Raw genomic sequence first — 13,693 nt, forward strand, 5'->3', positions numbered from 1 at the left:
TGAAGCGGCTCTTTTTCATAGTCGCTACCGTTTGTAACGCCCGTCAACGCTGCCGCGAACCACGCCGTTTTGCGTGTGCGGGCATCGATTCTCGCAGGCCCGCTCGCTCCAGCCTTCCCCCGCCAGCCGTCCTTTGCCGCCCCGTCCCGGAGGTCGAAATGCGTCGTGCGTACATTCGAACGTTGTTAGCCGTTTCGCTGGCCGTCGGCGCAGGCTTCGGCCTGGTGCATGCAGCCCGCGCCTGTGAGATTCCTGCACCTGTCCAGACGATCGATCCACCCGGCTTTTACGACGACGCGGCCGGCTATGCGCGCGACGTGAAACCCATGCGCAATTTCATCGCGCACCTCAACGCCTCAGCCGACAAGGGCGATTGGACCTGCGCCCTGAGCCAGCTTCGGAGCTGGGCCGATGCCGACGCGCTGATGGGCAAGATTTCCGGCTATCAGGGCCACTACGAGCGATCGTGGGCCGGAACGGATTTCGCCATGGTGCTGCTGCGCATGCCGAGCGACATCCGCAGGCGAAACCAGGCGCAGCTCGATGCCATCGCACCATGGCTCGAACGCATCGCCATCGCCACACGCAACGCCGAGGCGATCAATCATCTGCATAACAACCTGGTGTATTGGGCCGGCCTCAACCTGATTGCCATCGGCACCGCAACCGACAACAGCGACCTGATCAACTCCGGACTCCTGCGCGTTCGCGAGGGCATCCGCGATATCGGCCCGGACGGCGCGCTCGCACGCGAGGTCAAGCGCGGTGATCGTGCGCTGCACTACCACACGTTCGCGCTCATTCCGCTGGTGTTTGCCGCCGAGCTGGTGCAGCGGCGCCATATCGATCTGTACCGCGAGAACGACCACGCGATCGGCCGCCTGGCGAATCTCGTGATCAACGCGGTGATCGACCCGGCGAGCTTCGAAAAAATCACGCCGATCAAGCAGCAGCTGTTTCCGTGGACTTTCCAGGATGAGCTGTGCTGGATGGAGCCCTACTACGCCCACGTGCGAGACCCGCGCCTGCCTGCGCTGATTGCGCCGCGCCGCCCGTTTTCGGAATGGCGGCTTGGCGGCAACGTGACGGCGGCGTGGGGCGCGGAGCTGCCCGGCCATTGACCCGTGGCCGACGCGGTCGCGGGGCGCGCTGTTCTTTGCCACAGCTCAGCGGTTGTCCCGTACCGGCCATCCCTCACCCCTTAAGCCCCGTGCCCATCGACATGTGGTATGAGGCTTGCATAACACTTCGCAAACAACATCCGGGGCAAAGGGGGCCGTGGTATGCAGGCGCGTTACGCGTGGTCGATGGGGGCACTGTGGGGCCTGTGCTGGACGTGGGGCCATTCAGGCATCGCTCATGCAGGCGGTCTTCAGCAGCCTGAATTTCAGCTTGAGGCCGTCACGGCCAGTGGTTCTGCAGGCGCCGCGTCCGCCACGGGCGAGGCCGCCAACCAAGGCTATGTGCCGCGCGCCCAGTTGGAGAATCGCCCCCTGCTGCGGCCGGGCGAATTGCTGGAGAGCGTGCCCGGCCTGATCGTCACGCAGCACAGCGGCGACGGCAAGGCCAACCAATACTTCCTGCGCGGCTTCAACCTCGACCACGGAACGGATCTCGCGACCACGGTGGCCGGCATGCCGGTCAACATGCGTACGCACGCGCACGGCCAGGGCTACACCGATCTGAACTTCGTCATCCCCGAACTGGTAGACGGCATTGCCTACAAGAAAGGCACCAGCTTTGCGGAAGAGGGCGACTTCTCCGCCGCCGGTGCGGTGCGCATGGACTACGTGAGCCATCTGCCGCAGGGCATCGCGCAGCTGGAGCTGGGAGAGCACAACTACCGGCGCGCCCTGCTGGCCAACTCCAGCACGGTCGGCCCCGGCACGCTGCTCTATGGCTTCGAATGGCTGGGCGAGAACGGCCCGTGGACCGTGCCCGAAGGCGTGCACAAGCTCAATGGCGTGCTGCGCTACACCGTGCCGCTGGGCGGCGGCGAGCGCATCAGCGTGACGGGCATGGCCTACAAGAACGCGTGGCAATCCACCGACCAAGTGCCGTTGCGCGCCATCAACGAAGGGCTGATCCCGCGCTTTGGCGCAATCGACCCGAGCGATGGCGGCGCGGCGTCCCGCTACAGCCTCTCGGCCGACTGGCTGCGGCCGCTTGCCGATGGCGTGTTCAAGGCCAACGCCTACGTCATCAAGAGCCGGCTGCAGCTGTTCTCCAACTTTACGTATGCGCTCAACAACCCCGAGCAAGGCGACCAGTTCGAGCAGTTCGAGAACCGCGTCACCACCGGCGTGAATGCATCGCGCACGTGGCTCGGCAGCGTTGCCGGGCGTGAGAGCGAAACGGAAGTCGGCTCGCAGACCCGCTTCGACCGGCTGGACCCGATCCGCCTCACCAACACGCAGGCGCGGCAACCGTACGCGCTGGTACGCAGCGACACCGTGAACGAAACCAGCACCGCGCTCTACGTGCGCAACAGCACGCAGTGGCTGCCGTGGCTGCGCACCATCGCCGGTGTGCGGGCCGATCAGTTTTGGTACAGCGTTGCCAGCAGCAACCCGCTCAATTCGGGCAATGGAACGGACCACATCGTGAGCCCCAAGCTGAGCGTCGTGCTGTCGCCCACGGCGCGTACCGATGTGTTCATGAACTGGGGCCGGGGCTATCACAGCAATGACGTGCGCGGCGCGACGACCACCGTTGACCCGGTGAGCGCAGACCCGGTGCAGAAGGTGTCGGTGCTCGTCCCCGCCACCGGCTACGAGGTCGGCCTGCGCACGCGGGCGCTTGCCCCCAACCTGCAGCTTTCCGCATCGTTGTGGCGATTGGACATCGGCTCTGAACTCGTCTTCTCGGGCGACACCGGCACCACCGAGCCCAGCCGCCCGAGCCGCCGCACGGGCGTGGAACTCGCGGCCTACTACACGCCGCTGCCCGAACTGATCCTCGATGCGGATGCGGCCTTCTCGCGCGCGCGCTTTCGCGACAGCAGCCCGGCAGGCGACACCATCCCAGAGGCCATCCAGACCACCGCATCGGCCGGCGTGTCGTGGGTGCACGACCGCTGGATGCTTGGCGCACGGCTGCGCTACTTCGGCCCGCGCCCGCTCGTTGAAGACAACAGCGTGCGATCGGCATCGTCGTTCCTGGTCAACCTCAAGCTGGGTTACCGGCTGCAGAAGAACGTGCGCGTGTTCGTCGAGGTGCTCAATGTGCTCAACAAGCAAGTGAACGACATCGACTACTACTACGCATCCCTGCTCAAGGGCGAGGCGTCACCGCTGGATGCCAATGGCGTCGCAACGGGCATCAATGACCGCCACATTCATCCCGCCGAGCCACGCACCGTGCGCGCCGGTGTGGTGTGGAATTTCTAGATCGACAAAGATGGCTGCGCCTGCCGTTGCCAAGAATGCTCGTCGCCGCCTCGGCGTATCAACGACTTCGGCAACACCGCGCCGATGCGTACCGAGGCCCGAGCGCTGATGTAGGAACCTCTACAAGATTGCAGCGGTTATGACGTGCACCTATGCTGCCGTCATGACCGCCTCCGCCGATTCCTGGCTGCTGCTGATCGTCAGCCTGCCCACCGCCCGCGCCACCGCGCGCATGCGCATCTGGCGCGCCATCAAGGCGATCGGCTGTGCGGCGCTGCGCGATGGCGTCTACCTGCTGCCTGCGCGCGCCGAGCATGCCGCCCAGCTCAACGACCTAGCAGACGAGACATTGCAGGAAGACGGCCAGGCCTGGGTGCTGCGCGTGCAGCCCGGCGACGCGGCGGAAGATGCGGCCTACCGCGCCCTGTTCGATCGGTCACCCGACTACGCCGAGTGGCTGGCCGAGCTGTCCGAAGCGCGCAAGACGCTCCCCGACCTGCCCGCCGCCGAGCGCAACCGGCTGCTGCGCCGCCATGCCCGCGCCTACGAGGCCGTCCGCAAGATCGACTTCTTCTCCAATGAAGCGACCGTGCGTGCCGATGCGCAATGGCGCGACTTTGCCGCGGCGGTCGAAGCCACACACTCGCCGGGCGAACCGCGCGCCGCCGAGGGCAACATCCCCCGCCGCGACCGCACCCAATACCAGGGCCGCCTGTGGGCCACCCGCCGGCACCTGTGGGTGGACCGTGTTGCCAGCGCCTGGCTCATCCACCGCTTCATCGATCCGCACGCGCGCTTCCTGTGGCTCGACAGCCCGGCCGATTGCCCCGCCGATGCGCTTGGCTTCGACTTTGACGGTGCCGCCTTCACGCATGTTGGCGAACGCGTTTCGTTCGAGGTGCTCGTCGCCAGCTTTGGGCTCGACGACGATGCCGGCCTCGCGCGCCTGGGCGCCATGGTGCATGCGCTCGATGTGGGCGGCGCGGCCACGCCGGAAGCCGGCGGGTTCGAAGCCATCCTGGCAGGCGCCCGCAAGCGCGTGGCGGACGACGATGCCCTCCTCGCAGAGATCGGCTCCGTGCTCGATTCGTTGTACGTGCATTTTTCCGGCAGCCGCAAGCCGTGACGGCTGTCACCCCTTGCAGCGACCCCTTGTAGGTCACCCATGAACATTGCGCTTGAACGCCCCACCTATACGCTGCGGCAACTGCTGCTGTATTTCCTCCGGCTTGGCGCATTGGGCTTTGGCGGCCCCGTAGCGCTGGCCGGCTACATGCGCCGCGATCTGGTCGATGCCCGCCAGTGGATTACCGAAGCCGACTACAAGGAAGGCCTCGCGCTGGCCCAGCTCGCACCGGGGCCGCTGGCCGCGCAACTGGCCATCTACCTTGGCTACGTGCACTACCGCATCGTCGGCGCCACGCTGGTCGGCATTGCATTCGTGCTGCCGTCGTTCCTGATGGTGGTGGCGCTGGGGTGGGCCTATACGCGCTTTGGCGGCCTGACGTGGATGCAATCCGTGTTCTACGGCGTGGGCGCGGCGGTGATCGGCATCATCGCCATCAGTGCGCACAAGCTCACCACCAAGAGCGTCGGCAAAGACAAGCTGTTGTGGGCCATCTACCTGCTGCTGGCCGCCGTGACGGTCATCACCGAATCGGAGGTCGCGTGGCTGTTCCTGGCGGCGGGCGTGCTGGTGTGGTTCTGGCGCGCGCCGCCCCGGTGGCTGCGCCAGGGCCGCACGAACGCCATCGCAGCTGCCCCGGTCGCGGCGGCCAGCAGCCTGCTGGGCACGTTCGACTGGCCGCTGCTCTCGCAGCTGGGCGCGTTCTTCGCCAAGGCCGGCGCATTCGTCTTCGGCTCGGGGCTGGCCATCGTGCCGTTTCTCTACGGCGGCGTGGTCACGGAGCACCACTGGCTCAATGAAAAACAGTTCGTCGACGCGGTGGCCGTGGCAATGATCACGCCCGGCCCGGTGGTCATCACCGTCGGCTTTATCGGCTACCTGGTGGCTGGCCTGCCCGGTGCGTGCGTGGCCGCGCTCGGCACGTTCCTGCCGTGCTACCTGTTCACCATCCTGCCGGCGCCGTACTTCAAGAAATACGGCAAGCTGCCCTCCATCCTCGCGTTTGTGGATGGCGTGACGGCGGCCGCCGTGGGCGCCATTACCGGCGCGGTGATCGTGCTGGCCAAGCGCTCCATCGTCGATGTCCCGACGGCGCTGCTGGCCGTGGCGACGGTGCTGCTGCTCGTGAAGTTCAAGAAGCTGCCCGAACCGGTGATCGTGGCGGGGGCCGCATTGCTTGGCCTGGCGCTGTATCCGTTGCTGCATCGGTAACACCGCGGCAGCAGCGGCGACTTCACTTCCACTGGGCGCCGATTTCCGCCAACCCCGCCTTCTGCAAATCTTCCGAGCTCATCACGATGCGGAACTCGCAGTCTGCGTTGAACTGCAGGAACCACGGCTCGGCCAACGCGGGAATGTGCGAGGCCGATTCCACATTCACGATGAGCACCGCGCCGCGATGGCCGCTCTGCTCGGTGAAGTAGACCGCCTCCGGCTTGCTTTCGGCCAGCACGCGCGGAATCCGCTCGGCGATGGAGCCGTCGCGCACATAGGTGTTGAAGGGTTCGTGCGGAATCCGCACGTTGACGAGCATGCGCATGATCTGCCTCCTGGATGATGGCCAGGGCAAGCGCCGCGACAAGGTCACCACGGCCACCACGGCCGCCACGCCCACGCATGGCCGAACACCACAGGTATAGGACGGCCGCCCTGTTTGCGTTATCAGCCGTCGGTTAGGCGAGATGGCGTAGAGGCGAGGATGAGGGCGTCGCGCGCCCGGCCGCGCCTGCCGCTCAGTCCAGCGGGGCCAGCGCCTTCGGCACGACGTATTGCTTGCCGTCGTAGGCAAGGCGGTAGGTGGTGCGTTGCGGCTTGGCGTCGCGCGTTTGGCATTCACCGGCGTTGTCGACCCTGTTGGTGGATGCGGACTTGGTTTCCGACACCGCGATGTCGGCGTACCCGTTGTGCGTGTCCGATGTCATGGTCAGCGTGCGCTTGGTTTGCTCGAACGCGCCGGCGCAATTGGTATCCCATTCGCCGCCGCCGGTTTCCACCACGACGCCGTTCAACACCGGCTTCAATTGACTGCCCTGGAGGGTGTAAAGCCACAGACCGGTTTCGCTGAACGGATTGGCCCGCGAGCTGCCCTCCTTGACGAGGCGCACGCCAAACGCCGTCTGCCCGGGCGCGACCACATAGCGCGCTGTATCGAACGTGACGGACCGGATGCGCACCGCATCGTCCGACATGCGCGCGGGCAGGCGCAGACGTTGCCGGATGCTGCCGTTGGCCGTGTCGAGCACGAACAGTTCAAGGTCACCTTCGTTACCTCCGTCAGCATCCTCCTGTTGCATCAGCGGCACCGCCATGAGCGTGAGTTCCGGGTGCGCGGGCCACGTACGGCACACCACCGCATGCGGGTTGAACGCCTCCGACAACTGGATGCGGGCGCCGTCGACCTTGTAGCCGCTGCCCGAACGTTTCGCAGCGGGGTACGCCCGCTTGATTGCGCCTTCCACCTGCGCGGCGCAGGCATCTTCAGCAGCGTGGACGGTTTGCGTGCCGAGCAGCAGGCCGGCAATGCACAGCAGATGAGGTAGGCGAGCGTGTTTCATGTCGATGGCGGATATCAGTGTGTGCGGAATTGTGCTCGGGAACGCCGCGGCGTGGTGAGCTTTATCCGCACATGGCCGCGTTGCATCCACGCCCCATGCGGCACGGGAAGTCTTTTCCTACCATGGCAACCACCCCCGCCGTAAAAACGATGAGGTACGCAATGGCCCTTCCTACGCTCAACGCCCCGACCCACCAAGCATCCGATCTCGCCACCCGGCGTATGCGCGGCGTCGTCCGTACGCTATCCGTCGCGGCCGCGCTGCTGTTGCCGCTGGCCGCATGGGCCGCCGACCCCATCGACGACGCGCTGGAGCAATGCCTGAAAACCCCGCGCGGCGAGACCACGGCCGGCATGACCGAATGCACGCACACCGCGTATCAGGCCTACGACCGGCAGATGAACGCGCTGTACCAGGCCGTGATGAGCAAAACCGACCCCGTATCGCGCGAGGCCATCCGCAACGCGCAACGTGCGTGGCTGGCCTACCGGAATGCCCAGAAGGCGGCCGACAACGCGCCGTGGCGGGCGGACGCCGGCTCGGTGGCGAGCGCCGATATCGAAGGGCTGAACGTGGAGGCAATCCGGGCGCGCATTGCAGAGCTGGAGTACTACCCGCACTAGGCGGGTGGGAGAGACGCCACTGTGGATAACTCCCCATCCCCTTGTGAATAACTCCAGGGACAAGCGTGTTGGTTCTCCGGGGTCAGCGTGCAGACAGCACGGGAATAACTTCCCGGCGGGGCGAGCGGGCCAGATGCGATCCCCCGCAGTCATCCACCCAACGGCACACCCTGTCCGATGGGTTGTCCGTTCTGCAAGTGCTTGATGTCAAAGCGGTTTTGTTGCTTATCCACAGGACTTATCCACCGTTATCTACTACTACTATCTGTATACATAAAGAAGTAAACCTATAAACCCTCTGTGGGGCATCGAGGCCGTGGCGGGGTTGTGGGCAAAGCGGCAACACAGCCTGCGGATTGACACGCGGCTGTCATCCAATAGTTTCAATATGTTGGAACTATGGAAGAGACTGACGCCATCCGATCCCTCGCCGCGCTGGCTCACGGCATTCGCCTGCAGGTGTTTCGCATGCTGGTCGTGGCCGGCCCAACCGGCCTCACGCCGGGTGCGATTGCCGAACAGCTTGAAGTGCCGGGCGCGACGTTGTCGTTCCACCTCAAGGAACTGACGACAGCGCGGCTGATCACGCAAGAGCGCGACGGCCGCAACCTGATCTACCGCGCGGCGTATGACCACATGAATGCCCTGCTGGGCTTCCTGACCGACAACTGCTGCCAGGGCAACGCCTGCCTGAGCGCCCGCGCCGACTGCCAATGCTGACCACCCCGGCCCCCACCCGCCCCACCAACGTCCTGATCCTCTGCACCCACAACTCCGCACGCAGCGTGCTGAGCGAAGGGATGCTCAACCATTGGGCCAAACAACTCGGCAAAGACGTGCGCACCTACAGCGCCGGGAGCGCGCCCAGTGGCCGCCTCAACCCGTTCGCATTGGAAGCCCTCACCAACGCAGGCATCGATACCATCGGCTACCGCAGCAAGAGCTGGGACGAGTTCGTGGGCGACGGCGCCCCGCAGATGCGCATCGTCATCACCGTATGCGACAGCGCCGCAGCGGAAACCTGCCCCTACTGGCCCGGCAGTCCGGTCAAAGTGCATTGGGGCTACGCCGACCCCTCCAACGCGCCAGGCGGCGACGAGGGCAAGCGGCAAGCCTTTGAACTGACACGCCAGGCCATCGGCTACCGCATGCTGCAATTGCTGGCCCTGCCGCTCGACACCCTCAGCAACGCGGAGCTGCAGGCCGCGCTGGAACGCATTGCGCAGGCTTGAACACCATGGTCGAACTGCGCAGCCGGCTTACCGCCGAAGCACTGGGTACGGCGCTACTGCTGGCCATCGTGATCGGCTCCGGGATCATGGCCGAGCGCTTGGCGGGCGGAAACGCCGCGATCGCGTTGCTCGCCAACACCGCCGCCACGGTGGGCGGGCTCTACGTGCTGATCGAAGCCTTGGGGCCCATCAGCGGCGCCCACATCAATCCGGTGGTGAGCGCAGTGATGGCGGCCCGTGGCGAGCTGCCCGGCGCCGCCCTGCTGCCGTACATCGTTGCGCAAATGCTGGGCGCGGTGCTGGGCGCATGGCTGGCGCACGCCATGTTCGACATGACCCTGCTGCAGTTTTCCACCAGGGTGCGCAGCGGCACGGGCCAGTGGATTGCCGAAGCGGTGGCCACCGCCGGCCTGCTGCTCGTCATCCTGCGGGCGCCCCACGGGCGGGCTGCGTCGATGGTGGCGACGTACATCGGCGCGGCGTACTGGTTCACGGCGTCTACGTCGTTCGCCAACCCGGCGGCCGCATTCGGACGCATGTTCAGCAACAGCTTTGCCGGCATCGCGCCCGGCAGCGTGCCGGGGTTTGTGCTGGCCGAATGCGCAGGCGCCGTGCTGGGCGTGCTGCTGCACAACCTGCTTGAACCGCGCTTTGCTGCGAGCGGCCATCCCAACGTCATCGAATCGTCGGGCGAGCACCCGCCGCAGGCGTAACCCCCAAGGCGCCGGCGCGCGCCTCCACCCTCTCCTTCCCGCTTGCACACCGCTTGGCGCGTATTACTCTTGACGAGGCCTTGCGTCGTGCGTTTCCGACGGTGTACGGCCCGATCTGCAGGCTGCTTCCGCCCAGGCCCGGCCAGCCACCCGCTCCCCCAAAGAGAACAGCCATGCGAAAACTGTTTGCAGCCGTCGTGTTCATGCTCGCCATGACGCCCCTTGTGCAAGCGCAGGTGAAACCGTATCCGCCGGGCTTTCGGCACCAGAACATCCAGACCGACGGCGCGACGCTGTTTGTGCGCGTGGGCGGCAGCGGCCCGGCGGTGGTGTTGCTGCACGGCTTTGGCGATACGGGCGACATGTGGGCACCGCTCGCCGCCGAGCTGGCGCGCACGCATACCGTGGTGGTGCCGGATCTGCGCGGCATGGGTTTGTCGTCGCACCCCGAAGGCGGCTACGACAAGCGCACGCAGGCCGGTGACATCCGCGCTGTGCTGACGAAGCTGAACATCGACCAGGCCGATGTGGTCGGCCACGACATCGGCACCATGGTGGCGTTTGCCTATGCAGCGCGCTATCCGGACAAGACCACGCGGCTGGTCGTGATGGACGCCCCCGTGCCGGGCGTGCCGCCGTGGGAGCAGATCGTCCGATCGCCCAAGCTCTGGCACTTCTCGTTCGGCGGCCCCGATGCCGAGCGGCTCGTCAAAGGCCGCGAGCGCATCTACCTTGACCGCTTCTGGAATGAGTTTGCTGGTGACCCTTCCAAGATCGACGAAGCCACGCGCGTCCACTACGCCCGCCTCTACGCCAAGCCGGGTGCCATGCATTCAGCGTTTGCCCAGTTCCTGTCGATCCCGCAAGACGCGGAGGACAACCAGAAAGCCATTGCCACCAAGCTGCCCATGCCGGTGCTCGCCATTGGGGGCGCCAAGTCGTTTGGCGAGAACGAGGCCATCGTCATGCGCAACGCCGCTACCAACGTGCAGGAACTGGTGATTCCCGATGCGGGGCATTGGTTGATGGAGGAGCAGACGCGGGCTACGGTGGGTGCGGTTGTTCAGTTTTTGGCGCAGTAGCGGTGTGCGCAAATGGACGTCGTTGAGTTAGCTCTCGATGTTTCGGTCGTCGCCCTCTCTGTAGGCGCGACGGCTGTCACATGCGTACCGCGGTTTGCTCGCGGCGTGCGGGTACTAGCAGGGACAGCGCTTTTCATGACGGCTTTCACCCCCGTCCTGGCCCCTGCAACCATCATGCTTGTTCCAGTTCCGTTCGGCATCGTCCTGGCGATTTCTCTCCTCAGCGGTTCAATGCAAGAGGTGCCTGGTCTGTTTGCACTGGCGCCCGGGTGGAATGCCGTTTCGGCAGCATGCACATTCGCAATCGCGGCGCCGGCAATGTGGTGGTTTCTGAGCAAGGCGTCCCATAACAAACATGAAGTGGATCTGTGAATGTCCTGGAGAGTAGTAACGCTCACCAAATTGCTCGATGAAGCGGCGGCGCTATTGCGCGCCTACGAACAGACGGGGTGGGCTGAGTGGCTGGCCAAGGACGCGATGCGTATTCGTTCCCGTGATGGCTACGGTATCGAGCATCTGCTCTCGGCGTATGGGGGCATGGGCAGCTTGAACGATGTGGTTCTGCAGCGAAGTAACGGTGTTGAAGTAACGATGGACTTCAACGACAACGAACGCTTTAGCAAGCTACGAAGCGAAATCTACGAATTGGCGATGACATGTAGACCAACGGATCGCTGAGAGTAGAGACGTCAATTGTTCAACGCATCTCAATGCGAGGAGTTTCCAATGCAACCAGTCGTCCGAGTCTCGATTCTTCGGTGTCCGCCAGACAAGTTCGCCGAGATGCGCCAGATGATGAACGACCTCGAAGCCGTGCTCCGGCCGGGTATCGAAGCCATGCGTGGGTTGGTCGCGTTTTATGTGGGCGAGGACGAGTCGACGTCGTCGCTGTCGAACGTGAGCCTGTGGACTGATCTCGATGCGGCCAAGCAACTGGATACGTTTCGGCCGATGCTGGATTCGGCCAAGCCCTTTCTCGACAAGGGCGGCACGTTTGAACGGCCGATCATGAATTACCTGCCGATGTGGGAGTTGAAGCCGGTGGGGAAGGTTTGACGTTTGCAAAAAGATTGCCCACTCCAGACACCGCACACCATGCAGTCAGTTGATGAAATGGCCCGGCAGCGCAAGGTCTCGATTGCGCGCCTGCAAGCACTTGAAGTTGCGACGATTGCTGTCGATTGCGCCAAGCCCGTCGACGTCGGGTTCTATGCAAAGGAGAAGATGCGCTTCGTGAACCCGCTGGCATGGCTTCCGAAAGCTGAGATCCGCCCCGGCCTTTTTGCGTATGGCAAACAAGCGCCCAACGTTGCTCAGGCGGTTGCCGCTGACAGCGACCTATGCGCTGCGCTGGACCTCCTTTTGACCCGCTACGCGGGCGCCGTCGAATGGTGCGATGCGTCCCTGCATGCCCGCGTGAACACCTGGGCCGGGACGATCGACGGAGACTCCACAGGCGGTGAGCGCTTCTTGTCCAACCTTGAAACCGTTGCCAGACACCTTGGCGATATCGCACAAGGGCGCAGCCAGGTCGAAGCCAACTTGTCGACGCGATCATTCGGCCCGACGTGGTTCCGCAATCGCGCGATGGTTGGTGGATTACTGACGGGGTTTCTTGGTGCCTTCCTGCTTCTGTTCGCCATCGTTGGGCTCAGTGCGCTCCGGCGGATGGCGCATTGAAGCCGCGCGCCCTTGTCACAAGACCTATTCAACGCATCTGTGCTCACATGAACATCACATGGAAGTTCGCTGGCTGCCTCGTCCTCCTGACCGCGTGTTTGCACGCAAGCGCGCTTACGCCGCCGCGCCCGCCATCGGAAGTGACAACGTTCATTGAGGAACGGAAGACCTGCGACTACATCCGTCGGCAAGTGATTGAGGAAGACAGTCCGGAGCAAGTTGCGCGTCGAGAAAGGCTGCTCGACAGCTTCGACATCTACTGCGCTGGCACTGACAAGCGTCTTGCCGCATTGAAGCGGCGGTACAAAGACAATCCCGCTGTCATGAGGCGGCTCAGCGAGTTTGAGGAGCGGGTTGAGTGATAGCGCGCGGCGGGAGCCCTACTGCCGATCAACACCCAAACATCATGCAGACCGATACCTCAGCAAAACGCACCTTCCGCGCATACGCGATGGTGGTGTGCCTTTATCTGCTTGCAGCTGCATTGCTGCTTCATGGGTTGGAGGGTTGGACCGAGGGAACTGTCCGACTGAAAGGACGGCTCGGTGAGGTATTCATCGCAACGCGCGCCGGAGCCAACACCGGCTCCTTCTACTTCTACGTGCTCGTGGCACTCACGGGTGGTGTGGCATCTCTGCTTGCCGCTCTCGTACTCACCTGGCGAGCGTTCTTGTCACGGGATATCGCCGGTAAGGCCCAGGCGCTTACCTATCTGAACACCCCGATCCGGGAGAAGAATCCCGTGCCTATTCCGACATGGCTGTTTTGGGCAGTGATTGCAGTCGTCTTGGGTGTACTCGCGCGGGCCTTCATTTTGGCGCGGTGACCCGGGACCCCGATTCGTGCCGTTCTGGCATTCCCGCCCGTCACGGGAATGCGTCAATCTGTTGTTATTGGCTGTAGCCACGCCGCTCTATGGCGGCTAACACATCCCACGTCTGCGGATCGACATCGCGGCCCCCGAGCGACATCGATACGTACCCATCAATTGCATCCACAAAGCCCTTCACGAATGGCGGCGGGAACGACTGCGCGGAGAACAGTTGCAGCTGTTCGAGCAGCATGCCCGGCCGGCATTGGCCGTGGGTGCACATGGCAGTGCGGATGCGCTTGAGGTACGCCCGCGCCTCGAGTGCGCCGTTCAGGTAGACGCGGTTTTTGGTGAGTCCGCCTGCGTTGGACGACGTGGGCGCGTCGGTGGGTGGTGGAGATGGGTAAGACGCGGGGCGGTGCCCGCTTGCGACTCCGGTCATGGAACCTCCTGTGAGACAAGAGAGGCCCAGCCATTCGCTG

General features: G+C 64.4%; 18 protein-coding genes. 15 read left to right on the plus strand and 3 right to left on the minus strand.

Going from position 1 to position 13,693, the window contains the following annotated elements; genetic code table 11:
- The first annotated feature begins 158 nt into the window (after window positions 1-158).
- The 4 genes from R2676_RS15175 (at window position 159) to R2676_RS15190 (ending at window position 5,727) form a co-directional block, all read left to right on the plus strand.
- Window positions 159-1,121: a mannuronate-specific alginate lyase gene (locus tag R2676_RS15175; protein WP_206273386.1), complete on the plus strand. Its 963-nt coding sequence runs from the start codon at window positions 159-161 to the stop codon at window positions 1,119-1,121.
- 186 nt (window positions 1,122-1,307) lie between these two features.
- Entirely contained in the window at window positions 1,308-3,389 is a 2,082-nt protein-coding gene (locus R2676_RS15180; protein ID WP_316857357.1) for a TonB-dependent receptor, read from the plus strand.
- A gap of 163 nt (window positions 3,390-3,552) precedes the next feature.
- Complete coding sequence (locus R2676_RS15185; protein WP_206273483.1) at window positions 3,553-4,515, plus strand: chromate resistance protein ChrB domain-containing protein; 963 nt, start codon at window positions 3,553-3,555, stop codon at window positions 4,513-4,515.
- 39 nt (window positions 4,516-4,554) lie between these two features.
- Window positions 4,555-5,727 carry a chromate transporter gene (locus R2676_RS15190; RefSeq protein ID WP_206273388.1) on the plus strand — a complete coding sequence of 391 codons (1,173 nt, stop codon included), beginning with the start codon at window positions 4,555-4,557 and terminating at the stop codon, window positions 5,725-5,727.
- Between the two features lie 22 nt (window positions 5,728-5,749).
- Here the strand turns inward: R2676_RS15190 and R2676_RS15195 are convergent, their stop codons facing one another.
- Together R2676_RS15195 and R2676_RS15200 are read right to left on the minus strand one after the other, a co-directional pair.
- Window positions 5,750-6,055, minus strand: coding sequence for a panthothenate synthetase (locus R2676_RS15195; RefSeq protein WP_206273389.1), 306 nt, complete (start codon window positions 6,053-6,055; stop codon window positions 5,750-5,752).
- A gap of 193 nt (window positions 6,056-6,248) precedes the next feature.
- Window positions 6,249-7,070, minus strand: coding sequence for a PA3715 family protein (locus R2676_RS15200; protein ID WP_206273390.1), 822 nt, complete (start codon window positions 7,068-7,070; stop codon window positions 6,249-6,251).
- Between the two features lie 161 nt (window positions 7,071-7,231).
- Here R2676_RS15200 and R2676_RS15205 point away from each other — a divergent pair, with 161 nt between their 5' ends.
- The 11 genes from R2676_RS15205 to R2676_RS15255 all read left to right on the plus strand — a co-directional run bounded on the left by R2676_RS15205 (window position 7,232) and on the right by R2676_RS15255 (window position 13,226).
- Window positions 7,232-7,693: a lysozyme inhibitor LprI family protein gene (locus R2676_RS15205; RefSeq protein WP_206273391.1), complete on the plus strand. Its 462-nt coding sequence runs from the start codon at window positions 7,232-7,234 to the stop codon at window positions 7,691-7,693.
- Between the two features lie 399 nt (window positions 7,694-8,092).
- The gene (locus R2676_RS15210; RefSeq protein WP_206273392.1) at window positions 8,093-8,413 is read left to right on the plus strand and encodes an ArsR/SmtB family transcription factor; all 321 of its coding nucleotides are present in this window, start codon (window positions 8,093-8,095) and stop codon (window positions 8,411-8,413) included.
- A complete protein-coding gene (locus R2676_RS15215) occupies window positions 8,407-8,925 on the plus strand; it encodes an arsenate reductase ArsC (RefSeq protein WP_206273393.1) in 519 nt (172 codons plus the stop codon). The genes R2676_RS15210 and R2676_RS15215 overlap by 7 nt, the downstream gene beginning before the upstream one ends.
- Window positions 8,926-8,930: 5 nt before the next feature.
- Window positions 8,931-9,638 carry an aquaporin gene (locus R2676_RS15220; RefSeq protein ID WP_206273484.1) on the plus strand — a complete coding sequence of 236 codons (708 nt, stop codon included), beginning with the start codon at window positions 8,931-8,933 and terminating at the stop codon, window positions 9,636-9,638.
- Window positions 9,639-9,811: 173 nt separating this feature from the next.
- Window positions 9,812-10,720 carry an alpha/beta fold hydrolase gene (locus R2676_RS15225; RefSeq protein ID WP_206273394.1) on the plus strand — a complete coding sequence of 303 codons (909 nt, stop codon included), beginning with the start codon at window positions 9,812-9,814 and terminating at the stop codon, window positions 10,718-10,720.
- 135 nt (window positions 10,721-10,855) lie between these two features.
- Window positions 10,856-11,092: a hypothetical protein gene (locus tag R2676_RS15230; protein WP_206273395.1), complete on the plus strand. Its 237-nt coding sequence runs from the start codon at window positions 10,856-10,858 to the stop codon at window positions 11,090-11,092.
- The gene (locus R2676_RS15235; RefSeq protein WP_206273396.1) at window positions 11,093-11,398 is read left to right on the plus strand and encodes a DUF6966 domain-containing protein; all 306 of its coding nucleotides are present in this window, start codon (window positions 11,093-11,095) and stop codon (window positions 11,396-11,398) included.
- Window positions 11,399-11,446: 48 nt separating this feature from the next.
- The gene (locus tag R2676_RS15240) at window positions 11,447-11,776 is read left to right on the plus strand and encodes a hypothetical protein (RefSeq protein WP_206273397.1); all 330 of its coding nucleotides are present in this window, start codon (window positions 11,447-11,449) and stop codon (window positions 11,774-11,776) included.
- 39 nt (window positions 11,777-11,815) lie between these two features.
- Complete coding sequence (locus R2676_RS15245) at window positions 11,816-12,400, plus strand: hypothetical protein (RefSeq protein ID WP_206273398.1); 585 nt, start codon at window positions 11,816-11,818, stop codon at window positions 12,398-12,400.
- 47 nt (window positions 12,401-12,447) lie between these two features.
- Window positions 12,448-12,762, plus strand: coding sequence for a hypothetical protein (locus R2676_RS15250; RefSeq protein ID WP_206273399.1), 315 nt, complete (start codon window positions 12,448-12,450; stop codon window positions 12,760-12,762).
- Window positions 12,763-12,806: 44 nt separating this feature from the next.
- The gene (locus R2676_RS15255; protein ID WP_206273400.1) at window positions 12,807-13,226 is read left to right on the plus strand and encodes a hypothetical protein; all 420 of its coding nucleotides are present in this window, start codon (window positions 12,807-12,809) and stop codon (window positions 13,224-13,226) included.
- Window positions 13,227-13,290: 64 nt separating this feature from the next.
- Here the strand turns inward: R2676_RS15255 and R2676_RS15260 are convergent, their stop codons facing one another.
- On the minus strand, window positions 13,291-13,653 hold the full coding sequence (locus R2676_RS15260) for a hypothetical protein (RefSeq protein WP_316857315.1): 363 nt from the start codon (window positions 13,651-13,653) through the stop codon (window positions 13,291-13,293).
- Window positions 13,654-13,693 lie beyond the last annotated feature (40 nt).

The organism is Ralstonia flatus, assembly GCF_958439105.1.
Lineage (GTDB): Bacteria > Pseudomonadota > Gammaproteobacteria > Burkholderiales > Burkholderiaceae > Ralstonia > Ralstonia flatus.